Source organism: Marinobacter sp. DS40M6, from assembly GCF_028581595.1.
Lineage (GTDB): Bacteria > Pseudomonadota > Gammaproteobacteria > Pseudomonadales > Oleiphilaceae > Marinobacter > Marinobacter salarius.
Map to the genome: position 1 here is coordinate 233,688 of NZ_JAFCAE010000005.1, position 14,019 is coordinate 247,706.

Consider the following 14,019-nt stretch of genomic DNA (forward strand, 5'->3'; position numbering starts at 1 on the left):
TGACTGTAACCTGTCAGGTGCGGTTATCACGCATCAGCCGTGCAGCCCTGACGGCAAAATAGGTAAGGATGGCGTCTGCACCGGCACGGCGCATGGCCATCAGACTCTCCATCATCACGGCGTCGCCATCCAGCCATCCGTTCTCGGCAGCGGCCATGTGCATGGCGTACTCGCCACTGACCTGATAGACGAACGTTGGCACCTGCAGTTCCTGTTTTACCCGGTGAACGATATCCAGATACGGCATGCCGGGTTTGATCATCACCATGTCGGCCCCCTCGGCGATGTCCATCGCCACTTCCTGGAGCGCCTCATCACTATTGGCCGGGTCCATCTGATAGGTGGCCTTGTTGCCCTTGCCCAGGTTGCCCGCTGAGCCGACCGCATCGCGGAACGGCCCGTAATAACTGGAAGCATACTTGGCAGAGTAGGCCAGAATACGCGTGTTCACATAGCCAGCGGACTCCAGGGCGTCGCGGATGGCAGCGACCCGGCCGTCCATCATGTCGGACGGCGCCACAATATCCGCACCCGCGTCGGCATGGGACAACGCCTGATTAACCAGCGCTTCCACGGTCACGTCGTTCAGCACATAGCCGTCGTTGTCGATAATGCCGTCCTGGCCATGGGTGGTGAATGGGTCCAGTGCCACATCGGTAATAACACCCAACTCAGGGTAGGCGTCCTTCAGCGCACGCACCGCACGCTGGGCCAGACCATCGGAATCCCACGCGCCAGATCCGGACAGGTTCTTGTGCTCCGCAGGCACCACGGGAAACAGCGCCACGGCCGGAATCCCAAGCGCCACCAGTTCCGCCGCCTGTTCCACCAGAAGATCAACGCTCAGGCGCTCGACGCCGGGCATGGAGGGTACCGCCTCCCGCTGACCCTCGCCTTCCAGTACGAACACCGGAAAAATCAGGTTGTCGGCACTGAGCTGATTCTCCCGAACCAGACGCCGGGAAAAACCGTCAACCCGGTTACGACGCAGACGAGTGGCTGGGAACATGCGATTGGCCGAAAAGCTCACGGAATACCTCCTGTGGAAAATGGGGCTACCGCCCCATCATACACGCCCATAAGCGGCGGTGGCAGGGCCTACAGCCGAGCCACACCATCAGGCTACTACGTTCAGATGAAAGGACTGTTACCGGATGGAATCCAGGGCCTCGGCACGCAGCTTTTCAGCGCCCTCGAAATAATCATCCCTGAGCGCGTCAATGGCGGCTTTGCGCTCCGGGCCGGCAAGCCCCATGTCGTCAAGCTCCGCCAGGTCCTGGCTATAGGCCTGCCACTTGGCTTCCCATACCTTTTGTTCAGCTTCCACCTTCTCCAGCTCACGGGCAGCCTCGGCACCAAAGCGTTCCTCCCTCCAGGCGCGCAAGGCGTCGGGATCATCCGCGAATTCCGACTGCGCACGCTGATAGTCGGCGAATTTGCGGGTTTCCCGGCGTGCCTGACGAAGCGGTTCCGGGAGCGCCTTCTCGGCTTCTGCCAGCGCCTGCTCCCGCTCCTTTTCAGACAGAGACGGATCGGTTCGGATACGCAGTTGCTCAACCTGGAACTGGTCTACGGCCTCGTCCGTTGCAAAAAAGGCGTCGGCGGTTTGCGCATCCATCCAGGTGCGTCGCAGGGCGCGTATTTCTGCCATTCGCCGTTGCATGTCCTCTGCATTCGTCGTGGCGTCATGACCATAAGTGGCTTCCAGGTCGCCCAACGCCAGCTTGTAGTCCAGATAGTCCCCCAAAGTGTCGAGAGCTTCCGATCGGGCCGGCTCTTCAAGCCGGGCCAACGCCTGCTCTATCCGGGCAACCAGTTGGGGTAACGTCTCCTCGCCCAGAGCCGCCAGGTAATATTCAAACAACTGGCGCAACTGCGGCGTGGGGACCAGGGAGCCATTAGCATCGGTTTCGGCCCAGCCACCGGGCACGCTGGTTCCCGCCAACGACGCTGGCATTGTATCCGGCACCGCAACCGCGGTTTCGCCGACCAGTGTTGAAGGCACTCCACGTCCTGACGTGGAATCCAACATTGGCACAACGCTGCTTTCTGTATCGGCGGTTGTATCAACTGTCTCCTGGGCGGGGGTCGGGGTATCACCAAAGAAAATGACCATGCCTGCCGCGATCAGCGCCATGACGACGAGCGCCGTGGTTGCAAAACGAAGGAATCCTCTCATGAACGCGGCCTGTTTAAGGGTCGAATGTGGGGTGAGTAACGGTCATGGTGCACGGAACACGCTATCCTGCAGAACGCAGCATAGAGGAATACGGGATACAGCGGTGAGACCGGCGTCAAAACAACCGTAAGCCACGAACGCAAACAGGCCGCAGCCTCAGAGGCTGCGGCTTCATGAATTCAGAGGGAGCGATTATTGAAACCGACATCCACCTTGCGGGAAGGGTCCGAACGGAATGCTGTATCCACTTCCTGAATTCTGCCGCCCTGGCTCAGAAACGATTCAATATCCTGCTGAAGCTGAGCGCGGATTCGCGCACGGCCGGCAATGGAATGTGTATCGTCGCTGTCATGTGTCCAGCTACCGGATTGCTCCAGATTGCTTTCGTCGAATTCACTCATGATTTTCTCCATCAACGAAAACAGTACAACGAGCGCGCCAAGCCTGTTATGGCACGGCCGCCCCATCTCGGCGGATGCGTCTTACTACCTGCCTTGGCGTCTTTATAATCCGCTTTCAGTTGCAACGCTATTTACTGACAACGGTTTTTTTGTAAATTTTTGTAAGCAACTCCACGATATTGTTTTTAAAGAATAATATGAACCAAGCTATACTGGTCTATTGATTGACACAAAGAATGAATAATGATTCACTACTTATAAGGAACCCGCATGGCATATCGGGAAACGGAAAAGATGCGCAATCGCAAGGCAGAGGCCCGTAAGCGCATTATCGAATGCACATACGGATGCGTTGCCGACGGCGGCTTCCGCAGCGCCCAGATAACGCGCATCGCAGCGTGCGCCGGCGTTGCTACGGGAACCATCTACCGACACTTTGAGTCCAAAGAAGACCTGTTTGCAGAGATCTTCAGGATTGCGACACAACGGGAAGTCGACAAAGTCGCTGAGGCACTGGCCGCCGAAGATAACGCCGTTTCCCGTCTGGAAGTGGCCCTTCGCCAGTTTGCGGAGAGAGCCCTGAGAGGTCCGGTGATGGCCTGGTCGCTGATCGCAGAGCCGGTAGACCCGAAAGTTGAGGAAGAGCGCCTCAAGTTCCGCCGCGCCTACGCTCAACTTTTCGAGCAGGCCATCCGGGACGGCATCAAGGAGGGCTGCCTCCCGGATCAGGATGCCAGGCAAAGCAGTACCTGCCTTGTAGGTGCCATTGCCGAAAGCCTTGTGGGGCCTCTGTCCCCGGCACAGGCTGATACCACGGAGCAGGCAGAGACCAACGACCACGATCCGCTGGTCAACTCCATTATTTGCTTTTGCATGCAGGGGTTGACTGGCACCAGGAGATAAACATGAAGGCCCGCCAGCCCCTGCAGCAGGAAACCGCAACCCCCTCCAGTGACGACCGCTATCTGGCGGTTACCCACGAGGTCTTCAATCAGCCACCTGCTCTGGAGGATTACAACCTCTTCGAACAGGACAAGGCCCTGCAGGAGGCGATCGCCCGGGAGGGCGCCGCAGCAGCGACCAGCGACCTTAAGCAGTTTGGTGCTTTCGCCGGCGCGGCGGACACCATCGCGCTCGGCTTCCATGCCAACGAGAACAAACCGGCGTTCAATACCCATGATCGCTTTGGCCATCGCACGGATCAGGTGGACTTCCACCCCGCCTACCACCAGCTGATGTCCACAGCGATGGAAAACGGCCTCCACAGCAGCCCGTGGACCAATCCCGGCGCAGGCGCCCATGTCGCGAGAACGGCCAAGTACTACATGCACTCCCAAATTGAGGCCGCCCACTGCTGCCCCATTACCATGACCTTTGCCGCCGTTCCATCAATCCGCAAACAACCGGAACTGGCCGCGGTCTGGGAAAACAAAATCCTCGCCAATAGCTACGACCCCCGAAACCTGCCGGACAGCGAAAAACAATCCGTCACCATCGGCATGGCAATGACGGAAAAACAGGGTGGCAGCGACGTCCGGGCCAACACGACCCGTGCCCACGCTGTCGGTGCCGAAGGCCCGGGGCAACCCTATGAACTGGTGGGACACAAGTGGTTTGTGTCCGCCCCCATGTGCGACGCCTTCCTGGTGCTTGCCCAGACCAGAAGCGGCCTGTCCTGCTTCCTGATGCCACGCTGGCGGCCGGACGGCAGCAAGAACCCCTGGCAGATCCAGCGCCTGAAGAACAAGATGGGCAACGTCGCCAACGCCTCCAGCGAAGCCGAACTGCGCGGCGCCCTGGCGTGGATGGTGGGCGAGGAAGGCAGAGGTGTACCGACGATCATTGAAATGGTCGCCATGACCCGCTTCGACTGCATGATCGGCAGCTCCGCCGGCATGCGCCAGGCACTGGCCCAGGCGTCCCACCATTGCCGCCACCGCAGCGCCTTCGGTGGGCGACTCAGCGAACAGCCGCTGATGCAGAACGTCCTCGCCGATCTTGCACTGGAAAGCGAAGCCGCCCTGGCCTACACCATGCGAATCGCAAAATCCCTGGACAGCCAACATCTGGAGCACGAGCGCCTGCTGGCACGACTGGCAACACCGGTTGGCAAGTACTGGATCTGCAAACGCACCCCCAACCACGCCTACGAAGCCATGGAATGCATCGGCGGCAGCGGCGTGATGGAAGACTGCATCATGCCCCGACTGCTGCGGGAATCCCCGGTCAACGCCATCTGGGAAGGCAGCGGCAACGTCCAGTGCCTGGACACCCTGCGCGCACTGCAGAAAGAACCAGACACCCTCGACGCCTTCTTCAGCGAAGCCGCCGAAGCCCGCGGCGCCGACGCCCGCTTCGACCGCTTCCTGGCCCAGTTGCAGAACGACTTCGCCGACATCAGCGACTTCGAATACCGCGCCCGCAACCTGGTGGATCGCCTGGCCCTGTTGATGCAGTCGTCACTGCTGCTGAGAAACTCCGACCCTGCGGTCGCCGACGCCTTCTGCGCCTCCCGCCTGGAACACAACGGCGGCCTGAACTACGGCAACCTGCCCTCCGGCACCGACCCGGCCGCCATTATCAAACGGGCGACGCCTGTAGTAGGCTAATTTGGACGTTCATCAGTCTGTCGTGATGGTAGACTTAAGGGACTCCACCTGAATAGTTGGCGAACCGGTGGGGAAGGACTCTCCAAAACTGTGCGGAGCCATGGATGGCGGAGCTCAAGCGCCCCAAGGATGGGCCGAAGGAGCGTGTTTTGGAGAGTCCTTTCTCACCGGTTCCAGCACCAAAGCCGGAAGCAACCATGTCCGAAGCCCTGAAAAAGCTCCTGAACCAAAACAACCCCCAGCAACCAGTGATCACGCCCCACGTGGGCATCCTGACCCTGCACTTCCAGCTCTACGGCTGCGAAGACCTCAAAGCCAAACGCAAAGTCTTCACCGCCCTGAAAGCCGTCTGGGGCAAAGAACCCGACCTGGCCGTCGCCGAAACCGCCGACCAGGACGCCCTCGACTGCGCCACCTGGACCATCGCCGCCCTCGGAGGCTCATCGCAACAGATCGCCCAGCGCCTCGACCAGATCGAAAAAGCCATACAGGAACGCATCGACGCTGCCATACTGGACGTACACCGAGAGATACTTTGACCCTCCCGCCATGCAGGGCCCATGCTGTAGCGTATGGTTTCACGACACCGTATACTACGCCCCCTCAGGGAGAACGGAACGCCCGGGACAGGCTTTGCGAATGACCACTGATAGTGTGTGGCACCTATGACCGGAAAGAAAAAATCCGCCCAGGCCTCGGTAGAGGCCATGTATCGTGTATTCACCGTGCCCGAGGCACCTGAATCCACCTTGAGCAGGATTGACCAGAACATATCCCGCAACCTTGCCGGATTCCTCCAGGAACACATCGTTGCGGTCGAGCGGGATCTTTCCGAAGTCGAGAAAGACTTCTCGGACTACGCCATTCCGGAAAAGCCCATCTTCGTCTCCGAACAGGCCCAGTTCCTGCTCGACAAGCTGGTGGCCAACTCGGTACACACGGCGTCTCCCAGCTTTATCGGCCACATGACCTCGGCACTGCCCTATTTCATGCTGCCGCTGTCCAAGATCATGATTGCCCTCAACCAGAACCTGGTTAAAACCGAAACCTCCAAGGCCTTCACGCCCATGGAACGCCAGGTACTGGGCATGATCCACCGGCTGGTGTATGAGCAGGACGGTGCCTTCTACCGCAAGTGGATGCACGATCCCCGCTACGCCCTCGGTGCCATGTGCTCCGGCGGCACCGTGGCCAACCTGACCGCACTCTGGGTGGCACGCAACAACGCGTTCCCCGCCGAAGGCAGCTTCCGCGGTATCCATCAGGAAGGCCTGTTCCGGGCACTACGCTATTACGGCTGCGAGGGTGCCGCCATTCTGGTCTCCCGCCGCGGCCACTACTCACTGCGCAAAGCCGCCGATGTACTGGGTCTGGGCCGGGACTTCCTGGTGCCTGTCGACACCGATGACGACAACCGCATCAACACCGATGCACTGCGGGAGAAATGCCTGGAGTTGCACCGCCAGAAAATCCGGGTCATGGCCATCTGCGGCATTGCCGGCACCACCGAGACCGGCAACGTCGACCCGCTGGACGCCATGGCAGACATCGCCCGGGAGTTCAACGCCCATTTTCATGTGGACGCGGCCTGGGGTGGGCCGACACTGTTTTCCCGCACCCACAGGCACCTGCTCAGGGGCATCGAAAAGGCCGACTCGGTGACCTTCGACGCCCACAAGCAACTCTATGTTCCCATGGGGGCTGGGCTGGTGGTGTTCCGCGACCCGGGCCTGGCAAGCGCTGTCGAGCATCACGCCCAGTACATTATCCGTAAAGGCTCGCGGGATCTGGGTAGTACCACCCTGGAAGGTTCGCGGCCGGGCATGTCAATGCTGATCCAGTCGGGGTTGAGAATCCTGGCGCGGGAAGGCTATGAGATCCTCATCGACCAGGGCATCGACAAGGCACAAACCTTTGCGGAAATGATCAACGCAGAAACGGATTTCGAGCTCATCACCAAACCAGAGCTCAATATCCTGACTTATCGCTATTGCCCGGAGAAAGTGCAGCAGGCACTGGCAATCGCGGACTCGCTACAGGCCGAACGACTCAACACCTGCCTGAACCGCATCACCAAGTTCATTCAGAAAACCCAACGTGAACGGGGTAAAGCCTTCGTTTCCCGTACCCGGCTCGAACCGTCGCGTTATTATCACTTCCCCTGCATCGTGTTCCGGGTGGTATTGGCCAACCCGTTGACCACGAAAGAAATCCTCGCGGACATACTGAAGGAACAGCGGGATTTGTCATCGGACGAGGGCATCCAGGACGAAATCACCATCCTGGACCAGATGGCCGATGCCGTGTTGAAGCAGCATCAGCCCGGCGTTCGGCAGGCCTGACAAAGATCAGTAAAGCGCCTCTTCGTCATCCAGGACTTCGTCCAGGATATCGAGAAACATGTGATCCGCCCGACTCCAGCTCTCCGGAATACGGATCGTTGTGTTGGCGCTGATCTCACGGGCAATCAACTCATTGGCATTGGGCTGATTGCGATATTTGCGGGCAATTTCCACCGATTTCACCGCAATGGTCGGATCACTGAGGACCTTCTTGATAAACACCCTGAGCTCGTCAATGACCTTCGCCTGACGGCTTTCTTCTGCTGAACTCATGAATCAATCCCCGGACAGAGTGGCAACTTATTGGGAGGCAAACGCCTCCCGTATTGAAGAATAGTATGGGCCAAACAGGCACCTGACAACCAGCGCGACAATCCCTTACAGCATCAGCCCGCGCAGGGTGAAGAACAGAACGGCCGCCATGCAGGCCGACGCGGGCACCGTAATGATCCAGGCAGCAACGATACGAGTCAGGTGCGAACGCTTGACCATCTCCTCGCGGTAGATCTTTTTAAGGCGTTTGCGCTCCTTCTTGGAGAGCGGTACCTGTTTCTTTTTCTTGGCCTGTTGGAGCAGGTTTTCCATCTGCTCAACCGAGGCGTTACGGAAATCTTCCAGGAACGGGCGCAGACGCTCACGCTCCTCTTCCTCATGGCTGTCCATGATGTTGTGGAGCTGGGTGGCGTAGTTTGACTTCAGATACTCCCTCAGGAAACCAACACCAAACACACCACCGATGGCAATGTGGGTGGAACTGACCGGGAGCCCCAACTGGGAGGCGATGATGACGGTAAGCGCCGCCGACAGGGCGATACAGAACGCCCGGGTTTTATCCAGTTCAGTGATCTCAGTCCCCACGGTCTTGATCAGGCGTGGGCCGAACAGCATCAGACCAACGGCCAGACCAAGGGCACCAACCAGCATTACCCACAAAGGAATGGACGCTGCGGTGACCACTGCACCAGCCGACAGTGCATCGTTAATGGCCGCCAGCGGGCCGATGGCATTGGCCACATCGTTCGCCCCATGGGCGAAACTGAGTAATGCCGCGGCAAATATAAGCGGCCAGGTAAACAGGGTATTCACTCCGGCAGAGCTGTTTTCCATGGTTGCGGCACGGCGGCCGACCAGAACCCGCATCAGGAAGAAAATGACTGCGGCGAGCCCCAGACCAACCAGAGAGGCCCCCAGGAAGTCTACTTCAACGACCTTCTTGACCCCCTTCACCATCAAATAGGTGCCAAAGGCCCAGGCCATGATCGCCACCAGCCAGGGCACGAAGATTCTTGCCGCCGGCACCACGTTCTTGCGATACAGCACGGTCTTCTTGATGGCATACAGGAACAGCGCCGCCAGCACGCCACCCATTACGGGGGAAATCACCCAACTGGCGACAATTTTGGCCATGACGGCCCAGTCGGCAATGCCCCAGCCGCCGGCGGCAATTCCGGCCCCAAGAACGCCCCCGACAATGGAGTGGGTAGTGGACACCGGAGCACCCATCCAGGTGGCCAGGTTCAGCCACAGGGCGCCGGCAAGAAGTGCGGCTGTCATCAGCCACACGAAGGCGCTGACATCATCGAGCCTTTCAGCGGCAATAATGCCCCCTTTAATGGTCGAAACCACGTCACCACCGGCGATGATGGCACCGCCGGCCTCAAACACGGCGGCGATCAGAACCGCGCCACCCAGCGACAGCGCCCCGGACCCCACCGCCGGGCCGACGTTGTTGGCGACGTCATTCGCGCCGATATTGATGGCCATGTAGCCACCGATGACCGCAGCTGCCATCAGCAGCATGTTGTTGGGCATGCCGTCGCTGATCTGTCCCACGGCTATAAATATGCAGAGCAGGAACAGGAAGCTGAAGCCAACGCGATAACGCTCGGTCGATGGGCTGGTCAGGAGAGTATCGAGGAATCCGTTTTTGCCGGCCATAATACGTCAGGTCTCGCAACAGGGAGGATACGGGAAGCTACAGTTTCACAGTACTTACGGCGGCAACTATAAATTTTTTGCCATGAAATTGAAACATAACGGTCATAATGGTAATTGCTTGACCAAAGTCGCTGTACAGATTTCCCGCTTCGACTAATCTGATTCACTATCCCGGCTCACGCAGTCTGGACAAAGCACCAACAACAAATCGACAACAACAAAAAGTGTCATGACCAGACTCCCCGATACCAGCCAACAAGTAGCCGACGAAGGCGAGGAGGAACGCGTCTCCCGCCTGCTGACCGGTCTGTCAGCCATGGCCATCCTCTTCCTGCTGGGCATTGGCGCCAAGGCGTGGTTTGCAACCCACACTCACCACGCCTTCTCGCTCTGGTTCTTTGCGGGACTGGTGGCAATGAACATGCTGTCCTTTGCCCGTTCCCGCAACCGCCGCCATCAGAAGGCTGGCATGATCTCCATTGTCGGCCTGCTGTTCGGATACCTGATCATCACCGGTGGCGAGAGCAACACCGGCCCACTCTGGTTCTACGTGTTCCCGCCGCTGCTGTTTTACCTGACCGATCTGAAAACCGGCACAGCGGTATTGTTATTCTGCTGCCTGCTGGCGGTTGTGGTTTTCCAGTTCCCTGAACTACCGTTGGTGACCGCCGAATACAGCACAGACTTCAAGATCCGTTTTTTCGCCACGCTGACGTTCGAATCCATCTTCTGTTTCGTGCTGGAAGCCAGTCGCCTGAAGGCACGCAATGAGTTGATGGATATGGCCCGCACCCACCAACATGCAGCCCGTACTGACGAACTGACGGGCCTGTCCAACCGCAGGGACATGCAGCATCGGCTGAACGAGGAGTATTCAAGGTACCGGCGTTCCGGCCACCATTTCTCCATCGTTCTCATCGACCTGGATCTCTTCAAGCGTATCAACGACGACTACGGACACGACGCCGGTGACCACGTACTGCGGGCCTTCTCGGAATTGATGCAAACCGTTATCCGCCAAACGGATGTGGCCGCACGCTGGGGCGGAGAGGAGTTCCTGATCCTGTTGCCGGACACGTCACTGCTACAGGCTCTCACTCTCGCAGAACGGCTACGCTCCGAGGTCGCCAGTGCCGAGTTCTCCTTTACCGGCCAGCGCATGCCCGTCACCATCAGCGCCGGCATCTGCTCCATTGCCAAGACCGGCTCAGTGGATGAATTACTGAAACAGGCTGACGTCCACCTATACAGCGCCAAGGAAGACGGGCGCAATCGCGTTGCTCCCAGAGTACGAACCTCCCCCAGGGAAACCAGCCCTTCCGGAGCCGGATCTTGAGCGTTACCGCATCACCGGCTATGATCGGGCCCCAACGCAGACAGCCGTCAAAGGACGGTTGTCGTTACGAATCAACAGGACCATTCATGGCTTCAATCCGGATTCTGGTCGGCAGCGTTTATGGTGGCGCCCTGCTGACAGCACGTACCTTGAAGAAAACCCTGGAACCGGAAGGGCATCGGATCACGATCCTTGAGGAGCCCGACCTGGAGGACATCACCGGGAACGACGAACCGCTTTTGGTGTGTACATCAACCACCGGCCAGGGAGAGCTACCCCCCAACCTGCTACCGTTTTATTTGCGGCTGCGCGAGCAACTGCCCCAACAACCCGCGCGTCCGTTTGGCGTAATTGTGCTTGGCGACAGCTCCTACGGTGACACCTTTTGTGGTGCCGGTGAGCTGATGGAAGAGGCTTTATACGAAACTTCAGCCCGGAAAGTGGGGGATACCTTGAGGATTGATGCCCTGGAAACCACCGAGCCGGAGATGGAAGCCGTTCCCTGGGTACGGGAGTGGCTTGAACAGCTGTAACACCTGACACAAGTGACGTTCGAAAACCGGCATTATCAGCCTTGAGCCCCCCGGCAGATAACGCCATACTGAGCCAGACAATCACAACAAGATCGGTACTACGTGCGCCATATTGCTCAGTTTTTCGCCCTGGCGGGCGCATTGATCATGATGGCTTTCGGAACCCAGGCAAACGCGGCTTCGCCCGGCTTTGCAGAACCGGATATGGACTATATTCGGGTGGCACCTTCGGAACAGATGGATCTCAGGGAAGCCCTTGCTTCCGACCGATGGCAGTCACTGGAAGGCGAAAGCCCCAACTTCGGCTACATTCGCGACACCGTGTGGCTCCGCGTTCCTGTATCCGCCATACCCAGTGACCGTAAGCTACTGGAGATACGCTACCCCCAGCTCGACGATATCACCTTCTACCTGATAGAGAATGGCGTCGTCAGGCAACGCATCTCAACGGGCGACCACCTTCCCTTTGCGCAGCGCCAGATTCAACACCGCAACTTTCTGTTTTCCTTCGAAACCGATCCGCTAAGCGATTACCAGGTGTTTTTGCGTGTTCGGACTCAGGGCGCCATGCAGATCCCCATCAGACTGTGGGACCCTCGAACCTACTTCGAAGCCACGTCCATCGAAGACCAGATGCACGCGATCTATTACGGCATCCTGATCATGGTGATCTTTTTCAATCTGTTTATCTTCCTGGCACTGAGAGAGCGCATGTACCTGCTGTACGTGCTCTCCACCCTCAGCTATCTGATGTTTATTGGCAGCCTGAATGGCAGCACCTACCAATTGCTCTGGCCAGAGTCGCCCTGGCTGCACAACCAGACCATGGTTCTCACCGTGCCGGTGGCATTAATATTCACCCTGTTGTTCTCACGTGCCTTCCTCAACCTGCGCGTCACCAGCCCGCGCATGGACAAGCTGGTGTGGTATATGGTGTTGGTGAACGTCGTGGTGGCGGTGGCAACGTTCGTTACCGACTACAGCGTTGCCAGCCGGCTCACGGTTGCCCTGGCAATCCCCAGCTGCCTGCTGTTGACCGTTATGGGGCCGATACAATGGATTCGGGGCAACCCCCAAGCCGGCTACTACACCATAGCCTGGGGCCTGCTCACCCTGGGCAGCGCCATCACCGCAGCCAATAAATACGGCTTCGTGCCCAACAGCTTCGTGACGGCCTACGGCATCGAAATCGGCTCCGCGCTCGAAGCCGTCCTGCTGACCATCGCCCTGGCCGCCCGGCTCTACCAGGAACGCGAAGACAAGGTTCGCGCCCGCGAAGCAGAGATCACCGCCATGGCGGCACGGCGCTCGGCAGAGCTGCGACTGATCGAACAGGCCCTCCACAACCCGCTAACGGGGTTGCCCAATCGCGCCTGCCTGGAAATGACCATCAACGAACTGATCAACCGAGAGCCGGAAAAGCGCCTCTCCATTGCGGTGATCCACCTAAGCAACCTTCCAGCCATCACCAAAACCCTGGGGCATCGCAACACCGACCGGCTGCTCGAGCTCGCCGCCCGGCGTTTCAACAGCATCGTCAGCGAACTGCCCGGCATCTGTGCGGTCGAGACCAATGATCGGAAGAGTTTCTACCTGGCCTCACTGGAGTCGGCCACCTTCGGGTTTATCGTGGAAGCAGATGTTATTTCGGAAACACCCCGTGCCATTGTTCGTGCCCTTGAGGAAATCCGTGCACCGCTGGACTATCTGGGCATGCAATTGCCGCTGGCCCCCCACACTGGCTCGGCGATCTACCCGGATCACGCCACCGACACCAATACCCTGATCCGGCGCGCCTTTATTGCGCAGGGCTCGGACGACGCCCGAGACCGTGGGCTGGCCTATTATCAGCCGTCGCGGGACTCCTACAGCGCGGACCGCCTTACCCTGGTGTCCGAACTGCAACAGGCCCTTCAACACGGTGAACTCTCCCTATACCTGCAGCCAAAGCTGTCACTGAGAACCAGGGAGGTGGTCGGCCTTGAAGCGCTGATTCGCTGGCCCGGCCGGAAAAAGCCCATACCCGCCGACGAGCTGATTGCCCTGGCCGAGCAGACCGGACTGATCAAACCATTGACACGCTGGGTACTGGAACAGTCACTGGCACTGAGAGGGCAATTGCTGGAGAACGGCTACCCGCTCAATATCTCGGTGAACATCTCCCCCAACAATCTGCGGGAACCGGACTTCCCGCTGTACGTCCAGCGCCTGATGGGCAGTCATCACACGCATCGCGGAACCATCATCCTGGAAGTCACCGAGACCTCAATGATGCAGGATCCGGTCAACTCACTGCGCGCTCTCGACTCCCTTCACACCACAGGTATCCCGCTGTCCATTGACGACTTTGGCTCCGGCTACTCTTCGCTGTCGTATATCAAGCGATTGCCCGCCAGCGAGATCAAGATCGACCGCTCACTGATTACAGACCTGGCTTCCCAGGCTGGTGACCGCGTCATCGTTCAGACCACGATCGAAATGTGCCACAGCCTGGGTTACGCCGTTGTGGCCGAGGGCGTGGAAAGCGCAGAGACGATGGAACTGTTGGAAAGGATGGGCTGCGACATGATCCAGGGCTATATTCTGACGCCACCACTGCCGTTCGACGACATCATCGTTTGGCTGGGCGACTACAAGCATCATGAAAGAAACCGCAAGCTTGGCTAACTATCTCCGCTGAC

General features: G+C 58.7%; 12 protein-coding genes. 7 read left to right on the forward strand and 5 right to left on the reverse strand.

The annotated features are described in order from the left end of the window. Window positions 1–13: 13 nt before the first annotated feature. From hemB to JJO78_RS14875, 3 genes are all read right to left on the reverse strand, one after another. The gene (gene hemB, locus JJO78_RS14865) at window positions 14–1,009 is read right to left on the reverse strand and encodes a porphobilinogen synthase (protein ID WP_036211905.1); all 996 of its coding nucleotides are present in this window, start codon (window positions 1,007–1,009) and stop codon (window positions 14–16) included. A gap of 138 nt (window positions 1,010–1,147) precedes the next feature. Next, a complete protein-coding gene (locus JJO78_RS14870; RefSeq protein WP_075194204.1) occupies window positions 1,148–2,179 on the reverse strand; it encodes a lipase secretion chaperone in 1,032 nt (343 codons plus the stop codon). A gap of 179 nt (window positions 2,180–2,358) precedes the next feature. Then, window positions 2,359–2,580, reverse strand: coding sequence for a hypothetical protein (locus tag JJO78_RS14875; RefSeq protein WP_075194203.1), 222 nt, complete (start codon window positions 2,578–2,580; stop codon window positions 2,359–2,361). A 270-nt stretch (window positions 2,581–2,850) separates the two neighbouring features. On the opposite strand from JJO78_RS14875, the gene JJO78_RS14880 reads away from it, so the two are divergent. The 4 genes from JJO78_RS14880 (at window position 2,851) to panP (ending at window position 7,531) form a co-directional block, all read left to right on the forward strand. Further along, window positions 2,851–3,483, forward strand: coding sequence for a TetR/AcrR family transcriptional regulator (locus JJO78_RS14880; protein ID WP_041332505.1), 633 nt, complete (start codon window positions 2,851–2,853; stop codon window positions 3,481–3,483). 2 nt (window positions 3,484–3,485) lie between these two features. Further along, window positions 3,486–5,189, forward strand: a complete 1,704-nt coding sequence (locus JJO78_RS14885; protein ID WP_273623980.1) for an acyl-CoA dehydrogenase family protein — start codon at window positions 3,486–3,488, stop codon at window positions 5,187–5,189. A gap of 104 nt (window positions 5,190–5,293) precedes the next feature. Beyond that, the gene (locus JJO78_RS14890; RefSeq protein WP_273623981.1) at window positions 5,294–5,728 is read left to right on the forward strand and encodes a DUF503 domain-containing protein; all 435 of its coding nucleotides are present in this window, start codon (window positions 5,294–5,296) and stop codon (window positions 5,726–5,728) included. A 126-nt stretch (window positions 5,729–5,854) separates the two neighbouring features. Then, window positions 5,855–7,531: a pyridoxal-dependent aspartate 1-decarboxylase PanP gene (gene panP / locus JJO78_RS14895; protein WP_036210812.1), complete on the forward strand. Its 1,677-nt coding sequence runs from the start codon at window positions 5,855–5,857 to the stop codon at window positions 7,529–7,531. 6 nt (window positions 7,532–7,537) lie between these two features. Here the strand turns inward: panP and JJO78_RS14900 are convergent, their stop codons facing one another. Both JJO78_RS14900 and JJO78_RS14905 read right to left on the reverse strand, forming a co-directional pair. Further along, the gene (locus JJO78_RS14900) at window positions 7,538–7,804 is read right to left on the reverse strand and encodes a hypothetical protein (RefSeq protein WP_007154996.1); all 267 of its coding nucleotides are present in this window, start codon (window positions 7,802–7,804) and stop codon (window positions 7,538–7,540) included. Window positions 7,805–7,909: 105 nt separating this feature from the next. Continuing rightward, window positions 7,910–9,469, reverse strand: a complete 1,560-nt coding sequence (locus JJO78_RS14905; protein WP_075194201.1) for an inorganic phosphate transporter — start codon at window positions 9,467–9,469, stop codon at window positions 7,910–7,912. Window positions 9,470–9,698: 229 nt separating this feature from the next. Here JJO78_RS14905 and JJO78_RS14910 point away from each other — a divergent pair, with 229 nt between their 5' ends. From JJO78_RS14910 to JJO78_RS14920, 3 genes are all read left to right on the forward strand, one after another. Then, on the forward strand, window positions 9,699–10,805 hold the full coding sequence (locus JJO78_RS14910; RefSeq protein WP_075194200.1) for a GGDEF domain-containing protein: 1,107 nt from the start codon (window positions 9,699–9,701) through the stop codon (window positions 10,803–10,805). Window positions 10,806–10,891: 86 nt separating this feature from the next. Then, window positions 10,892–11,338, forward strand: coding sequence for a flavodoxin (locus JJO78_RS14915; protein WP_075194199.1), 447 nt, complete (start codon window positions 10,892–10,894; stop codon window positions 11,336–11,338). A 102-nt stretch (window positions 11,339–11,440) separates the two neighbouring features. Continuing rightward, a complete protein-coding gene (locus JJO78_RS14920) occupies window positions 11,441–14,005 on the forward strand; it encodes an EAL domain-containing protein (protein ID WP_075194198.1) in 2,565 nt (854 codons plus the stop codon). Window positions 14,006–14,019 lie beyond the last annotated feature (14 nt).